Here is a 17,219-nt window from a genome sequence, read left to right as displayed (position 1 = left end):
ATTTAAACAAATATGAGGTAACGTTGGTAAGATAGCCATCAGTTATTCCCCTTCTCCGGCGACTCTATATTGAAGATATTGTTCCGCTCTTCCCGCTTCCGGATACCGAAATTGTAGCGGACCGTCAGGCCCAACCGGCGGGTGTCACTCCGGCGCAGACCACTGGCCGATAAGCTCCCCTGCTGGATGGTAAATTGGTAATAGTTGGTGAAAAACAGGTCGTTGGCCGTCAGTGTCACCATCAGTTTATCCTCAATAAACCGGCGGTTCAGGCTCATGTTGAGGGCTCCAAAGTTGCTTAGCTCATAGAATTGTAGCTGTCCGTTAGTGCGGATAAACCCGTTCAGGGTAAACGTTGAGCGCCGGTCGATCTTGAGCTGGTGATAGGTGAAGAACGACCAACTGCCGCGCTGGAAGTTCAGCGGACGCCCTTCGTATAAGCCACTGTAGTCGTTGTAGTTGAACTGGGCGCCAAACACAAAGAAGTAGCGCTTGATGGGCGGAATGCCCGCCAGTAGCCGGAAATAGGTTTCGCGGTTGGTACCCAGGTTATCGTAGGTACGAAAAGCGAGACTACGGTTGTTGGGGTCCTGATACACCACATTCGTGAATATATCGCGGGTATGATTACGCCCCAGCGCAAACAGCGGCCGGTCCTCAACGCTGATGTTCACCTCATAGTTTTCGGTAAACTGCGGCCGCAACGCCGGATTACCGGCCTCGTACAGGTACTGGTCTACGTAGCGGGGGAACGGGTTCAGGTAATCATAAACCGGCCGGGTGATAGACCGCCGATACACCAGATAACTCCGCAGTTCATACCCGGCAATTTTGGCCACCCGCCGGCTCAGATAAACGTAAGGGAACAGGTCGGTGCGGTTGATCTGAAACGAGGTATCCGCCGGTACCCGCTGCCGCCCATACATATTGGTATTTTCCAGCCGGACCCCGCCTTTCAGCAGAAACGAACCCAACCCTTTGGAAGCTTGTACATAAGCCGCGTTGATATTTTCCCGGTAATCGAAGGTATTGGTGCGGAAACGATCGGGTAGCCGCTGGTCACCCACCTGCCGGAAATACGCCGACACGCTGGTAAAATACTGAACAGTGGTTTTCGCTCCGGTTTCGAGCGTGATGGTTGGCGTCACCTTGTACCGCAAATCCACCTGAGCGGCTCCCAGGTGGCGCTGGTTGTCGAACGAGCCGTCGCCGGCCGTTGCAGGTCTGACTGGTAACAGGTACTGGGTGGTAAAGTCCTGTAAGCCCCGATTGCTGATCAGGTTGTAAGACACATCGGTGGTCAGTTCAGAACCGATGGTATCCAGCTTATACTTTGTCGAGAAGCCCTGACTGAACGAGAGAATGCGATTCTGGTTGCTGACCTGGTTGAGGTTTTCCGTTAACAGGCGGCCCGTACTGAGCTGAATGATCTGGTTATCATTGCCGGCCTGCGAGTTGTTCTGGTTCCAGGAGAACCGCCCATCCACATTAATATCCCAGCGCTTACCCGGCTCAAAACCAAGCCCATAACCGGCATACACAGTTTGAGCCGGAAACGTCGTGTATGCGTCCTGCCGCAGCAGCGAATCGGGTGAGAACCGCCGGTTGGTCTGAATCTCTTCGTACAGATTCCGGCGGGTGTAGTTCAAATTCAGGTACGAGGTGCGACCGTTCTGGCTATTGTTCAGGTTTATACCCGCAAACTGGTTTCCAAAACGGCCCTGGTTAAAACCAGCATTGGCCGAGCCTGTAAGGCCGATCTTTACCCCTTTCTTCAGCACGAGATTCACTATACCTCCACTACCGGCAGCATCGTAGCGGGCGGAGGGCGTCCGCATGATCTCAATTTTGGCAATGCTGTTGGGCGGCAGACTCTTCAGCATGGAGGCAATGTCGGCTGCGCTCATCTTTTGCTCCCGGCCATTGATGTATATAGTAGCCGGCGTGGTGCTGCTTAGGTACACGTTGCCGTCGGGGTCCAGAAAAACGCCCGGCGATTTCTCCATGATCTCGTAGGCGCTGGTGCTGGTACTGGCAATTGGTTCCGGGTCCACTATGGTTTTGTCATCTTCCTGCGTCACCAGCGGCTTAGCGGCCGTTACCGATACGGTTTGCAACGTAATATTATCCTCCTCCATCACGAGCGTCAGCAGGGGTTGCCCCGTGGTCGGCTTCACTACCCGCTGCAAGGGTTTTAAGCCAACAGACGTAACCAGTAGCCGGTAGGTTTGTCCGGCCTGCGCTTGAAACGAGGCTATCCCTGAGGTATCGCTGATCGTATATAGGTGCCGGGTCGTATCCGCCAGTTCGGTCAGGCGGAGCGTAGCCCCAACTACCGGTTGCCGGTTAGCCTCCTGCAACCGGATGCGGAACGGGAAGTTCTGCGCCGGTAGGGTGTGAATTAGTAGACAAAAGAGGCCGCAAAGCAATGCGGATAGGCGGTGTGGATTCATTGGCCATACAATAATTCACAAATATACGCGCCAAAGCCCAGGCAATTTTTAGATTAGCTGATCCTGTCTGTCAAACTTTTAGCGTAATTTTGCACCGGGTTGCCAATGCGGCCTGTTTCAAACCGATGTTAAGTCAATAAAACCATGAAAATTGCAGTAGTAGGAGCTACCGGCCTGGTCGGTGGCGAAATTATGAAAGTGCTGGAGGAGCGTAACTTCCCCGTGACTGAACTGATTCCCGTAGCATCTGAGCGTTCTGTTGGTAAACAGGTGACGTTTAAGGGTAAACAGTACACGGTGGTGAGCTACGAAGATGCCATCGCGGCCAAACCTGCCATTGCCATTTTCTCGGCCGGTGGCGGTACCTCCCTGAAATTGGCTCCGCAGTTTGCCGAGGCCGGTATTACCGTGGTGGACAACTCTTCCGCCTGGCGCATGGACCCCACCAAAAAACTGGTGGTTCCGGAGATTAACGCCGGTGAGCTGACCAAAGACGACAAAATCATTGCCAACCCCAACTGCTCGACCATTCAGATGGTGGTGGTGCTGAATCCTCTGCATAAAAAGTATAAAATTAAGCGCGTGGTGGTGTCGACGTATCAGTCGGTAACCGGTACGGGTAAAGCGGCCGTTGATCAGTTGTTTGCGGAGCGGAACGGTGATCAGGAAGTGCCCAAGGTATACCCCCACCCAATCGACCTGAACGTGCTGCCGCACATCGACGTATTCCTCGACAATGGTTACACCAAAGAAGAGATGAAGATGACCAATGAGACGAAGAAGATCATGGGAGACGACAGCATCGCGGTAACGGCTACCACGGTTCGAATCCCAACCATCGGCGGCCATTCCGAAGCGGTGAACATAGAGTTTGAGAACGAGTATGATCTGGAGGAAGTACGCGCCATTCTGAACGAAACAGAAGGTGTTGTTGTGCAGGATGATCCCAAGAACTTCCTGTATCCAATGCCGCTGACCGCCCACGGCAAAGACGAAACGTTTGTTGGCCGCATCCGTCGCGACGAAAGCCAGCCCAAAACGCTAAACCTGTGGATTGTGGCCGACAACCTCCGCAAGGGAGCCGCTACCAACGCCGTTCAGATCGCCGAATACCTGATGCAGCACAAACTGGTTGATGAAGCGGAGCCAAACCTGGCATAAGAAATAAGTAATACAAAAAGAAAAACTCCGCCGGGCAGCCCGGCGGAGTTTTTCTTTTTCAAACTTTTTAGCCCCAAAATTGTCCTATTTAAAAGAGTACGTGTTACGCTTATCCGCTAAAGGTCATGAATATACTGAAATACCTAATCCCTTTGGGTATACTGCTGTTTTGGGTAGCCGGTGCTGCCAGAGCGCAGGAAATCCCGTCTAAACCGATCGATTCCACGCAACGGGTATCTCCCCCACCGATCCGCCCGGATACAACCCAACTTAACTCCGCCGACCGCCTGGATACGGTCCGAACCCAAACAGCGCCAGCGGTGGAACGGGCCATCGACATTTCGCAGCCTCTGGCCACTCCGCAACCAACGGCATTACCCGAACGCAGCCCCTCAACCGAACGTACGGAAAGTTCCGCCCGCATCGGTAAGGTGTCGGGCCGGCTCATGGCTATTCAGAGCGGCAAAAATCTACCTGTCGAATTTGCCAGCGTCGGAGTATTCCGCACTCGTGACTCCAGTACGGTGGCTGGTGCCTTAACCGATGAACGAGGCTATTTTCAACTGGAAGGCTTACCTCCCGGAAACTATTACATCCTTATTCAGTCGCTCGGGTTTGAAGCGAAACGCCTGCCATCCGTGGCCATCAGCGTTCAGAAGCCGGAGGTTGAACTCGGTAATGTAGTGATGAATGAAAGCGTTCGGCAGTTGCAGGAGGTAGTTGTGCAGGGCCAAAAGCAGCTGATGGATTATTCTCTGGACCGCAAAATTGTGAATGTAGACCAACTGCCAACAGCGCTGGGGGGTTCTGCGGTTGATATCCTGCAAAATGTGCCATCCGTAACGGTAGATGTCGACGGCACCTTAAGCTTACGCGGTAGCAGCAATGTCATTATCCTGATTGATGGCAAACCTTCTGGTCTCACGGGTCTGGACCGCCAGGCTGTGCTGGAGCAGATTCCCGCCAGTAACATCGAGCGCGTCGAGTTGATAACAAATCCATCGGCCCGCTTCGATGCCGATGGTGCCGCTGGTATTATCAACATAGTCCTGAAAAAAGAGCGTGCGCAGGGCTTCAACGGTAACGTTCAGATGAATGTGGGCACCCGTGATAAATACAATGCCTCCGTTAATCTGAACTACCGGCTAAAAAAGGTGAACCTGTTTGGGAGTTATAACTTCCGCCACGACCGGCGCTTCAGCTTCCGGAACTCTGAGCGGCAAAATTTCTTTGAAGATTCAACCAGTTACCTGGTTCAGCGCAACGACGGTTTCCGGGTTGGCAATAATCACAACGCCCGTGTGGGTCTTGATTATAGCCTGACCCCACGCGACAATGTGACCGCATCCATTTTGTACCGTACCGACCGGGACCGCAATCCCAGTACAGAAGTCATTAATTCATTGGATCGAAACCGGGATTTGTTAGGTCGCCTTATTCGTACGTCCGAAGAACGGGAACCAGAAAGTGGCTTTGATTATACGTTTGGGTACCGCCGTAAATTCCCCAAGCAGGGCCGGGAGCTCAACTTCGACGCTACCCTTTCAACAAACAAAGGCACCGAATTTACCGACTATAGCCTCAGCACTACCCTACCCGAGAACCTTTTAACCCCTAATCTGCGGATAGGTCAGCAGCGGAGCACCAACGCAGAAGACAACCGGGTGGGCGTTTTGCAGTTGGATTTTGTGGAGCCGATGAAAGACAAAAAACGCTTTGAAGCCGGTTTGAAATATACCGCCCGCCTACTGGGGGCAGATTATGTCTTTAATGATCAGTTGAACGGCGTATTTGTCAGAAATGAAGCCATTAGTAACAACTTTGTATACGATGAGCGGACCAGCGCGGCCTACGTCAATTTCGGGAACGAGTTCAAAAAGATCAGCTATCAGGTAGGTTTACGCACTGAATATACAGCCATCACAACCGACCAACTTACGACGGGTCAGCGAAACACCCGCGATTACATTTACCTGTTTCCCAGTGCTTTTTTGAACTACAATGTCAGTCAGGCACAGAAGATGCAGGTCAACTATACCCGGCGGATCAACCGGCCCTGGGTACGGGCGCTTAATCCCTTTATTGACTTGACCGATCCGTTAAACATATCTTTCGGTAACCCAAACCTGAATCCGGAATTGATTAACTCGTTTGAGTTAAGTCACCTGTGGTATGGTAAAACCACATCGCTTACGTCGTCTCTGTTCTTCCGGCAGACCAACAATAGTATCACGCGCTACCGCACCCTGCGTCCAGACGGGGTTACCGAGCAGACTTCCCTCAACCTCAACCGGGCCCAGAATTATGGCGTCGAGATCGTGTTGAGTCAGGAGATTTTGAAATGGTGGAAGGTAAACGGAAACTTCACGTTTTTCCAGGCCAATATACAGCCGGGACCGGGCGTACCGGAAGCGTTGAGCCGCACCAACCAGAGCTGGACTGCCCGGTTGAACTCTTCGCTAAGTCCAAGAAAAGGCACCGATATGCAGGTAGCTGTGAACTATCGGTCACCCTTTATTGTAGCCCAGGGCACGATTCAAGGCTTCTTTAACGTCGACTTTGGCGTAAAGCAGGAAGTTCTTAAAGGCCGTGGCACCGTAAACTTCCGCATCAGTGATATTTTTAACACCCTGCAATTCAGAAGCGAAACATTCGGGTCTAACTTCACGGCAGTCAGCCGCAACAAGCGTGAAACACGCATTGCCTTTATTGGTTTCAGCTACCGGCTCAGCAAGCAGGTATTCCGCGACCGTGAGCGTAAGGACCGGGAAGAACGAGAAGGCTCTGAAGACAATGACTTCTAAGCAACCAAAACCGTCAGGAAAAGTAAAATGATGGAGCCTAAAATTGAACAGGAACAATTAAGAGTTGTAGAAGAATACCTTGACTCTGTAAAGTCCCCTGATTCTGTTAAACACATACAGGGGGGCATTTTTTTATGTGAAGAAACAGATAAAATATTTCCAATAATTACCTTACTGCTGGAGTATGGGTATAAACGCTTTGGCGGCAGTGATCATCGGGACAAAGTCAATTACGAAACCGTATACAAACGATCAAAGGGAGACCCTACGTTAACGAGGGATATTGCGGTCAATAGTCCTGATATGCTAAGACACCTCATTACTGATTACAGGACCGAGGCCAACACACGGGCTATAGAAGATTTATTCTCAAAAAAACTAGCCGATATGACTGGTTACGAATTCCAGGCCTATGCAAGAATGATTGGCTTGATTCCATAACAGTCTACTAGTTAAATAGTATGATACTATTAAATCCGTACACGCTTAAAAAACTAAAGGCCGCAACTCGCTATTTTACAGCTTGTTGCGGCCTTTTAGTGTGCCGAAGGCGAGACTCGAACTCGCATGCCCGTGAAGGCACACGCCCCTGAAACGTGCGTGTCTACCAATTTCACCACTTCGGCATTTTTGTGCCCGGATTCGTGAATCGGGACTGCAAAGGTAGTAGCTCAAACAGGCTTTTGCAAGCCCCCACTGCCAATTTTCTGAAAATTTTTGCTGTTCTGTAAACTTGCGATGGACGGTGCGCTACTGGCACAGGTTTACAACCGCACCGACTCCAGCATGTCTGGAATCTCAACGTGCCGAAAACCAGCGGCTTCCAGTTTGTCTTTGAAAATAAGCTGCTCGTCGTACTCGCCATGGACCAGAAACACATTTTTTATTTGAGCCGGGTCCTGACAGGCTAAATACTGGATCATCTCCTGGTAATCGCCATGGGCGCTGAAGGAGTCCATCACTTCGACCTTCGCTTTCACGTCGTACATCTCTCCGAAGATTTTCACCTGCCAGTCTCCCCGCTTGAGCGCACCACCCAGCGTATTGGGAGCTGCATAACCCACCAGCAGAATGGTGTTGCGGGCATCACCAATATTGTTTTTAATGTGGTGCTTGATGCGGCCCGCTTCCGCCATGCCCGACGAGGAGATGATGATGCAGGGACCACGCCAGCTATTAATTGACTTGGACTCTTCCACATCGGAGACATAATGAAGATTGGGAAAGTTGAACGCGTCGCCGTCCTTCTCGATATAATCCAGAATGTCCGGGTTGAAACATTCCTCATGCGCCCGCATCACTTTGGTAGCTTTCACCGACAAAGGGCTGTCGATGAATACCGGCAGTACCGGCAGTTTTCCTTCATGTTCCAGCCGGTCGAGGGCGTAGATGAGTTCCTGTGTCCGGTCAACGGCAAAGGCCGGAATGATAATCTTGCCGTGCCGCTTCACGCAGGTTTCCTCCACAATGCGTAGCAGGTGTTCCCGCATATCGGGTTCCGGCTCGTGCAGTTTATTGCCGTATGTCGATTCGCAGATGATGTAATCGGCTTGCGGGAAGGGAGCCGGCATCCGGAGTATTTTGTCGTGCGGGCGGCCAATATCCCCACTGAAGAACAGCCGCTTTTCAACCGGTTTCCCTTCAGCATCAGTTTCCTGAATAGTCAGGCTGACGGCCGCGCTGCCGATAATATGGGCGGTATCGGTAAACAGGAAGGTAACTTCATCGTCAATTCGGAACGGTGTGTCATACGCTACCATCTTCATCAGGTCCAGCGCGGCATTAACGTCGCGTTCGTCGTATAGTTGTTCCAGCAATGGCCTGCCCTGCCGGAGCCGGCGGCTGTTGAGCCGCTCCAGGTCTTTTTCCTGAATGCGGGCGCTATCGAGCAGCATAATCTCACACAGGTCGGCGGTGGCGGGCGTGCAATAGATGGGACCCGAGAAGCCTTTGCGTACCAGCCGGGGAATGAGTCCGGCATGGTCGATGTGGGCGTGCGACAGAATGAGGTAGTCGACAGCCGAGGCATCAAAGCCAAAGTCCTGGTTCAGTCCTTCGGAGTCGATCCCCTGAAAGAGGCCGCAGTCTAGCAGGATTTTCGTGCCGGTCTCGGTCGTCACTAAATGTTTGCTGCCGGTAACGGTACGGGCGGCCCCATAAAATTGTAGTTTCATCAGACTCTTATTTGAAAAGGGACGTTAGACACCGGACTTTAGACAATAGAGGTCCAACCCTGAAAAATTATCAACAATTTTCTTACTTTTCCTTGCGCCCTCTGCGTTTTCTTAGCGCCTTTGTGGTTAATAAAGAAATCAAAGATTGAAAAAAATAATCAGCATCACCAAACGACTCCTGAGACCGCTCTGGATAAAACTAGCGGGCGGTCTGCTGCTGGTCTTTTTGCTGCTGGATATCCTCTTTCCCTTCAACACCCGCATTGACTACTCGCCCATCATTACAGCCGCCGACGGCACCATTCTCCACACATTCCTAAACCGACAGGATAAGTGGCGGCTATACGCCGAACTACCGGAAATCACCCCGAATCTCCGCAAAGCCATTGTCTATAAAGAGGACCGGTTCTTCTTCTACCATCCCGGCATTAACCCGCTGGCCTTATTCCGGGCTGCCGGTAAAAACCTGTTCAGTGGCCGTCGTACGTCGGGTGCATCCACCATTACCATGCAAGTAGTGCGGCTGCTGGAACCCCGGCAACGAACTTATAGCAGTAAACTTTTTGAAGCCTTCCGGGCGCTGCAGCTCGAACTGCATTACTCCAAAGACGAGATTCTGCAATTGTACCTCAACCTGATCCCTTACGGCAGCAACATCGAAGGGTTGAAATCAGCCTCATTGCTGTACTTTGGCAAGCAGCCAAAGCTGCTGAGTCTGGCCGAAATCACTACGCTTACCATCATCCCGAACCGGCCGTCGAGCCTGCGGCTGGGCACCAGGAATGCCTATGTGGTGCAGGAGCGGAACCGGTGGCTCCGGCGCTTTGAGCAGGCGGGTGTCTTTGACTCGTCCGTCATTGCCGATGCGCTGGAGGAGCCGCTGACCGCCCGTCGGCGCAAGGCACCCCGGCAGGCTCCTCACCTGGCGTTACGGCTCAGCAAAGAGAATCCCGGTATGCCCATCGTGCAGGCAACCATACGGCCGGCGGTACAGGCAGCCGCCGAGCAACTGGTGCAGAATTACGTCAACCGGATGCGGGCGCTGAACATTCACAATGCCGCCGTGCTGATCATCAATAATCAGACTATGAACGTTGAGGCTTACGTCGGCTCGGCCGATTTTGCCAATGCGCTGGACGGCGGGCAGGTCGATGGGGTGCGGGCGGTGCGCTCCCCCGGAAGTGCACTGAAGCCGATGCTGTACGCGCTGGCATTTGATAAGGGACTGATTACACCGAAAAGTAAATTGAACGACGTACCCACCAACTTCGGCGGCTACGAGCCCGGCAACTATGACCAGCGCTTTAACGGGGCCGTAACGGCTGAATTCGCCCTGGCCAACTCGCTGAATATCCCGGCCGTTAAGCTGCTGAAGGAAGTCGGCACCCCAGCCTTCACCGGTCTGCTCCAGAAAGCAGCGTTTACGACCATTCAAAAGCAGTCGAAGGACCTGGGCTTGTCTATGATTCTGGGTGGCTGCGGGGTTACGCTGGAAGAAATGACGCGGCTGTTTACCGTATTCGCCAACGAAGGGCAGTTGAAAAGTATAAACCTGACGGCCTCGGCTTCTCAGGCAGCAGGTACCCCACTCATCTCGCCCGAAGCAGCTTTCCTCGTCACAAATACGCTCACCCAGATTACCCGCCCGGACCTGCCCAACAACTTCGACAACAGCTACCACCTGCCCCGCATTGCCTGGAAGACCGGCACCTCCTACGGTCGGCGCGATGCGTGGAGTATCGGCTATAACAGGCATTATACCGTTGGCATATGGGTTGGCAATTTCTCCGGCGAAGGCGTACCGGAACTCAGCGGGGCCAATACAGCGACGCCCCTGCTGTTTCAGATTTTCAACACGATTGATTACAACTCACCCAAAGGCTGGTTTCTGCCGCCGAAAAGCATTGCCAGTCGGGCCATCTGTCCGGAGAGCGGAGCCGTACCGGGCGAATTCTGCACCAGCTGGGCGGTTGATTATTACATCATGGGCGTAACCCGTTACCAGCGCTGTCAGCACCAGAAGACCGTATTCACCAACCCGGCGGGTACCCTCAGCTACTGTGCGCACTGCCTGCCCGACAGCGGCTCTGTGCAGCGGCTCTACCCTAATCTGTCACCGGAACTGATTGCGTATTATCAGCTGAAGCGGATTCCATACGCGGCCATTCCGGTGCATAATCCGGCTTGCGAGCGCATCTTTGAACCGGGTGCAGACCAGCATATGGCCCCGTTTATTGCCAGCCCCAACGACCGCAGCGAGTATTTCGTAGACCCGAAAGCGCCGGCCGATATGCAGTTGAGTTGTCAGGCTAGTAATGAAGTCCGTGCGGTATACTGGTACCTCAACGACAAGCTGTACCGCAAAGCCCGGCCCACCGAAGCGGTGTTCTTCAAACCCCGGCCGGGTGCGCTAAAAATTTCCTGCGCCGATGACAGAGGCCGTCACGCTGATATTCAAATTCTCATTAAGAGTCTATAAACAGTATAAGCTTTTCCGCTATTTTTTGTACTTTTCGGACTTAATCTGTAATCCCTAACGTCATTTTTCATGAAAACAGTGCTTTCTTTGATAGCCACTTTGGTTATCAGCATTTCAGCTATTGCCCAAACAACGGCCAACGCTCAAGATCCAACGGCTGCGACCAATGGCTTCTTTAAGGCCATGCTTGACGAAGACAGCAACTCCATGTCACAACTGCTGGCCAGCGATTTTACCATCACCAGCTTCGACGGGCGCCTGATAGACCGGGACATGCTCGTTCAGGCTGTCGGCGGGGGCTATCTGGTTGTCGATAATGCCTCGGTATCCAACCTGCTCACCCGTACCTATAACGATAACGCTGCAATTGCCACCGGTAACTGGAAAGCAAAATTAAGTGTACAGGGGCGCATCATGGATAATACCGTCGCTTTTACGGTTGTTACCGTAAAGCAGGGCGGGCTTTGGAAAGTAGCCAGCGTGCACCTCTCGCCTATGCTCTGACCTTTTACTAAAGCGAACTGGCAATATAAAAACCCATGCTTACCTTAAGCGTGGGTTTTTTCGTTATCAGGCAAATTCTACACCATGAACTCCCACCGCATTCTGAAAGCTTCGCTGGCACTGGCTGTGTCAGGGCTCCTGTTTTGGCATTGCGCCCGGCTCTCCAATACCGTTTCGGTCGTCGGCCGCAACTTCGAGGATGAAGTGCAGCGTACGCAAAACCTGACGTTTACCTTTAACAAGAACCTGGTTCCCGAAAGCCGCCTGAATGAGTGGGACTCTGTTCAGTATGTACGCTTCAAACCGGCGGTGCGCGGTAAGTTCCGGTGGGTAGCTCCCAACGAAGTGGTATTTTCCCCCGCCGTCGCCTTCGACCCGGCTACCAGCTACCGCGCCGAACTCACCGACGCCCTGCTGAACCGGGAGGAACATAAAGATCTGAGCGTATCGGGCGATGAAATTGCCTTTCACACCCCTTATCTGCAACTGACCAGCACCGAAAGCTGGTGGAGCCGGTCGCCGGAAAGCGGGCAGCCGGTGGCCAAAGTCAGGCTGAATTTTAACTACTCGGTCAACGCACCGGAGGTCGGCGGTAAGCTGGCGCTGTCGGCTGAAGGGAAAGCCCTGCCGGCTCAGGTGGTGGTGGGCGGAGAAACCAGCAGCGTGGATTTTACGGTAACCAACGCTCCGGCAGAACGCAACGAGCAGCCGCTGACGGTGCGGGTTGATAAAGGCGTAAAGGTGCTGAATACCTCCTACCAGACCAGCGAGGCACTGGAGCAATCGGCCAGCCTGCCGTCGCGCTACCGCGTTGAGGTCGTGGATGTGCAGACGGGCTTTGAGCAGAACCAGGGCTATGTCCGGGTTATCACCACGCAGGAGCTGCAGCCGGAGAATGTAAACCAGTATTATAGCCTGCAACCACAGGTAAACACCACCGCCGAGCTCACCAAAAATGGATTTATCATTCGGGGTACCTTTTCCGAAACGGACAACTACGTGCTGACGCTGACGGACCAGATTCGGGGGGTGTTGAATACCCGGCTGGAAGAGCCGGTGAGCCGAGACCTGTTTTTTGGTAAAATGCCGGCCAGTATCCGTTTTGCCACGAAGAAAGCTCTTTACCTGTCGTCTAAAGGGCCGCGCAACATCGGCCTGAACATCGTGAACGTGCCGCAGGTGCAGGTGAAAATTGCCAAAGTGTACGAAAACAACCTGCTGCATTACCTCCGCCTGGGCCGCTTCGAGGAGTATACCCAGCGCGGGGAAGAATGGGTGCCCTCAGGCAATTTTGTATATAACGATGATGATCAAAACCAGTTCAGCGACATTCTGGTCAACAAAACCATTGCTACCAACGATCTGCCGAAAGTCCGGGGCGTTTCAGCGCTGAACGTGGCTTTGCCTAACCAGCCGGGTGGCCAGCGGGGCGTATACGTGGTGACGGTAGGGTCCAAAGAGTCTGCTTACCTAAACGCCAGTCAGCTGGTATCGGTGTCGGATATCGGGCTGATTACCCGGCAGACAGCAGATGACGTGCTGGTGTTTGCTAACTCCATCCGAACGGCCGAGCCGCTATCGGATGTAGAGGTCACGCTGGTGAGTACCAACAATCAGTCGGTAGCCACGGCCAAAACGGATGGTAAAGGGCTGGCCCGATTTGAGAAGGTGAGCGAAAAAGCACCCGGTTTTAAAATAGCCATGCTGACGGCCCGCACCAACGAAGACTTCAACTTTCTGTCGCTGCCCGACTCCCGCATCGAAACCTCTCGATTTGACGTGGAAGGCAAACGTGATAATGCCTCCGGTTTTGAAGCGTTCATCTACGGGGATCGCAACATTTACCGTCCCGGCGAAACCATCCATTTTAACACCATTGTACGTACCCAGCAATGGCAAAGCGTCGGCGAAATACCGCTGACCATCCGGGTACTCATGCCCAACGGTCGCGAATACCGGGCGTTACGCAAAACGACTAATACCGAGGGAGCTGTTGCCACGGATATTGCCCTCGACCCGGCCGCCGTTACGGGCACCTACACCATTGAGGTCCTGAACGCCAACGAAACCCTGCTGGCTTCGCAGCCGGTAAGCGTGGAAGAGTTTATTCCCGACCGCATCAAAGTGGATGTACTGACCGACCGGACCTCCTACCAAACCGGTCAAACCATCACGCTGTCGGCTACGGCGCAGAACCTGTTCGGTCCGCCGGCCGCCGACCGAACCTACGAAATGGAGCTTCAACTGAAGCAGAAAGCCTTTGTGCCAAAAGGCTTTGAGGAATACGTATTCGATATTCCAAACGAGACGGTGTTCCAGAAAGACCTGCGGCAGGGAAAGACCAATGCCAACGGCCAGGCTACGGAGCGTTTTCAACTTCCGGCTACCTACCAGGACATCGGTCTGCTGGAAGGCAAGCTGTTTGTGACGGTATTCGACGAAAACGGCCGCCCCGTAAACCGGCTCCGGCGTATGGACATTCTAACCCAGGAAACCTTCTTCGGTGTCCGGTTGGCCGACCGTTACGTGTCCACCAATGTACCTCTGTCGGTGGAACTGGTAGCGCTGGATAAAGACGGCAAACCCCGGCCCGATGCCACAGCGACCGTGGAAGTGGTCCGGTACGAGTACCAGACGGTTATCGAAAAGCAGTACGACCAGTACCGCTACACCACCAAACGGCGCGAAAAGCCGGTATACAGCAATACCCTTACGTTCCGCAGCGACAAAAACAGGCCGGGGCTGGCCTCATTCCGCTACGTACCGACCGTATCGGGGGAATACGAGATTCGGGTGCGCCGGTCGCGTCCGGGCGAAGAATCGGGCACGGGCTATACGGCGGTACCCTTCTACGCGTATGGCTACGGTAGTACGCAGGCCTCCTCGTTTGAGGTCAGTTCCGAGGGGCAGGTGCTGATGGAATTCGACAAACCCGCCTATACCACGGGCGACAAGGTAAAAGTTCTGTTCAAAGCGCCCTTCAACGGCAAACTGCTGGTGACCGTCGAGCGCAACCGGGTGCAGGAACACTATTGGCTGACTACCGACAACAAATCGGCCGAATGGAGCTTTTCCGTCAAGGACGAGCACCTGCCCAATGTGTACGTAACGGCCACGCTCATCCGGCCGATGGATAACACCAACCTGCCCTTGACGGTGGCTCACGGTTTTGCCCCGGTGCCGGTCAGCGATACCGATACCAAACTGCCGGTAGCGATTACGGCCGCTACGCAGTCGCGCTCCAAAACCAAGCAGACCATTCGGGTGAAAACAAAGCCCAATACGCAGGTGACGCTGGCGGTGGTCGATGAAGGTATTTTGCAGATAAAGAATTTCCAGACGCCGGATATTCACGGCTTCTTTTACCAGAAACGGGCGCTGGAAGTAGGCAGTCACGATTTGTATGCCTTGCTGTTCCCGGAGCTGTCGCTGGCGTCAACCTCCAGCGTCGGCGGTGATGGCTACGACCTGCAACGGCGGGTAAATCCGCTCAGCAACGGCCGGGTCAATCTGGTTTCGTTCTGGAGCGGTGTGCTCACGACGGGCGGCAACGGCGAGGCCGAGTTCACGGTCGATATTCCGCAGTTCTCCGGCGGTCTGCGGGTGATGGCGGTGGCGTACAAAGGCAATGCCTTCGGCTCGGCCGCAGCCAGCATGAAAGTAGCCGATCCGATTGTCATCAGTACCGGTCTGCCCCGCTTCCTCAGCCCCGGCGACGAGGTAGAACTGCCGGTAAACCTGAGCAACACCACCAACAAGCCCGCGCCCGTTACGGCCACCCTGAGCCTGACCGGGCCATTATCGGCCGACAGCCTGACCTCCCGCAGCCTGACCATACAGCCCGGCCGCGAAACACGAGCGGTGTTCCGGGTAAAAGCGCAGCAGGCCATTGGTCCCGGCTCAGTACTGATTACCGTCAATGGTCTGGGCGAGCGCTTTACAGAAAAGACAGACATCACCGTTCGGCCGGCGGCTTCACTGCAAAAGACAACCGTGGCCGGTTCGGTAGCGGCCGGGCGCAGTCAGGCGATAAACCTGGCGGGTGGTTTTCTGCCCGGTACCGGCCGGTCCAGCCTCGTAGTCAGCCGCTCGCCGGTGGCGCAGTTCGGCCGGGAGTTATCGTACCTGCTGGGCTATCCGCACGGCTGTCTGGAGCAGACCATCTCAAAGGCGCTGCCGCAGATTTACTTTGCCGATTTAGCCCGTAACGTTGGCTCCGGTACCGTGTATTTCGTGCGGGCGGGCGAGAGCGACCTTAACCCCTCCACCAACGTACGGCAGGCCATTCAGAAGATTGAAAGCATGCAGCTGCACCATGGCGGTTTCAGCATGTGGCCGGGCACTACGGTTACCACGGTGGTCCGGGGTGGTAATCGGGTGGAGGTCAACACACCGGAGGAAATCTGGATTAGCGCCTACGCCGTGCATTTCCTCACCGAAGCCCGGCAGGCCGGCTATGAAGTGCGCAACGCGGTGTTCAGCAAAGCCATCGACTACCTGACCAGCCGCACCAGCAACCCGGCTACCGAAGAGGAGATGCGATTTGACGAAGCCGGCGGCCGCACCGTGCGCAAGGTCGCCAGCCGGAGCAATCTGTATGGTCTGTACGTGCTGTCGCTGGCGGGTGTGCCTAACCGCCCGGCCATGAACTACTACAAGCAGAACAGCAATCTGCTGACGCCCGATAGCCGCTACCTGCTGGCATCGGCTTTTTACCGGATAGTCGATACCCGCAGTTACCAGGCCCTGCTGCCTAAGCAATACGCCGACAATACCGGAAGGCGGCAGACTGGTGGTAGTCTGGCCTCTCCCCTGCGTAACCTGGCCCTTACGCTGCATACGCTGGTAGATACCGACCCCGATAACCTGCAAATCCCGACGCTGGCCCGGCAGCTCTCCACGGCGCTCCGGCAAACGCAGTACATCAACACGCAGGAAGCGGCTTTTGCGTTTCTGGCCTTGGGCAAACTGGCTCACAAAACCGTAGCCGGAACCGTTACCGCCACCCTCATCCAGAACGGCAAAGCCCTCGGCACGTTTACCGGAGCCGACCTGCGCCTGAACCGGCTGGCTACCGGAGCCGCTGTGACACTAAACGCCCAGGGTTCCGGCAGTGTGTATTACTTCGGGCAGAGCGAAGGCGTACCGGCGTCCGGCAAAATACCGGAGCAGGACAACGGCCTGCGGGTGCGCCGGACCTACCTCAGCCGCGACGGGCAGCCGCTCAGCAGCGTCCGGCAGAATGATTTGGTGGTGGTAAAAATCACCCTGACCAGTACAAGCGGTTTGACGGTCGACAATGTGGTGATTACCGACCTGTTGCCCGCCGGGTTCGAAATCGAAAACCCACGCCTGACCGAGCCGCGGGATATGCCGTGGATTCAGAAGCCCACCAAACCCGAACACTTCGACGTGCGCGACGACCGTATCAACTTCTACACCGATGCCGACGGCAGCGAACGGACGTTCTATTACCTCGTCAGAGCCGTATCAAAAGGAAACTTTGTAGTAGGGCTGGTCTCCGCCGACGCGATGTACAATCCGGAATTGCGGAGCTATAACGGAGCCGGGGCATTGAGGGTTAATTGATCAACGTTATCAATCAGCGGTGCTACTGCGCAGTATTACCGCTTTTTTTGTGCGC

8 protein-coding genes and 1 tRNA gene are annotated in these 17,219 nt (G+C 54.3%); 6 read left to right on the top strand and 3 right to left on the bottom strand.

Features of this window, described 5'->3' with window-relative positions:
- Window positions 1–38: 38 nt before the first annotated feature.
- Window positions 39–2,453 carry a TonB-dependent receptor gene (locus ABD949_RS26980; RefSeq protein WP_345248957.1) on the bottom strand — a complete coding sequence of 805 codons (2,415 nt, stop codon included), beginning with the start codon at window positions 2,451–2,453 and terminating at the stop codon, window positions 39–41.
- Window positions 2,454–2,597: 144 nt separating this feature from the next.
- On the opposite strand from ABD949_RS26980, the gene ABD949_RS26975 reads away from it, so the two are divergent.
- From ABD949_RS26975 to ABD949_RS26965, 3 genes are all read left to right on the top strand, one after another.
- Window positions 2,598–3,614: an aspartate-semialdehyde dehydrogenase gene (locus ABD949_RS26975; RefSeq protein ID WP_345248955.1), complete on the top strand. Its 1,017-nt coding sequence runs from the start codon at window positions 2,598–2,600 to the stop codon at window positions 3,612–3,614.
- Window positions 3,615–3,739: 125 nt separating this feature from the next.
- Entirely contained in the window at window positions 3,740–6,418 is a 2,679-nt protein-coding gene (locus ABD949_RS26970; RefSeq protein WP_345248953.1) for a TonB-dependent receptor, read from the top strand.
- 27 nt (window positions 6,419–6,445) lie between these two features.
- A complete protein-coding gene (locus ABD949_RS26965; protein WP_345248951.1) occupies window positions 6,446–6,859 on the top strand; it encodes a hypothetical protein in 414 nt (137 codons plus the stop codon).
- A gap of 101 nt (window positions 6,860–6,960) precedes the next feature.
- Here ABD949_RS26965 and ABD949_RS26960 read toward each other — a convergent pair.
- Together ABD949_RS26960 and ABD949_RS26955 are read right to left on the bottom strand one after the other, a co-directional pair.
- Window positions 6,961–7,044 (bottom strand) — tRNA-Leu (locus ABD949_RS26960).
- A gap of 138 nt (window positions 7,045–7,182) precedes the next feature.
- Window positions 7,183–8,592 (bottom strand): MBL fold metallo-hydrolase RNA specificity domain-containing protein, encoded by a 1,410-nt coding sequence (locus ABD949_RS26955; RefSeq protein ID WP_345248949.1) that lies wholly within the window; start codon window positions 8,590–8,592, stop codon window positions 7,183–7,185.
- 154 nt (window positions 8,593–8,746) lie between these two features.
- On the opposite strand from ABD949_RS26955, the gene pbpC reads away from it, so the two are divergent.
- From pbpC to ABD949_RS26940, 3 genes are all read left to right on the top strand, one after another.
- Complete coding sequence (gene pbpC / locus ABD949_RS26950; RefSeq protein ID WP_345249267.1) at window positions 8,747–11,071, top strand: penicillin-binding protein 1C; 2,325 nt, start codon at window positions 8,747–8,749, stop codon at window positions 11,069–11,071.
- Between the two features lie 69 nt (window positions 11,072–11,140).
- Window positions 11,141–11,575 carry a nuclear transport factor 2 family protein gene (locus ABD949_RS26945; protein WP_345248947.1) on the top strand — a complete coding sequence of 145 codons (435 nt, stop codon included), beginning with the start codon at window positions 11,141–11,143 and terminating at the stop codon, window positions 11,573–11,575.
- Window positions 11,576–11,659: 84 nt separating this feature from the next.
- A complete protein-coding gene (locus tag ABD949_RS26940; RefSeq protein WP_345248945.1) occupies window positions 11,660–17,164 on the top strand; it encodes an alpha-2-macroglobulin family protein in 5,505 nt (1,834 codons plus the stop codon).
- Window positions 17,165–17,219: the final 55 nt, after the last annotated feature.

Source organism: Nibrella saemangeumensis (assembly GCF_039541915.1).
In the GTDB taxonomy this organism is placed as follows: Bacteria; Bacteroidota; Bacteroidia; order Cytophagales; family Spirosomataceae; genus Nibrella; species Nibrella saemangeumensis.
The sequence above is the reverse complement of the archived record's forward strand: the minus strand, read 5'-3'. Positions and strand labels throughout refer to the sequence as shown.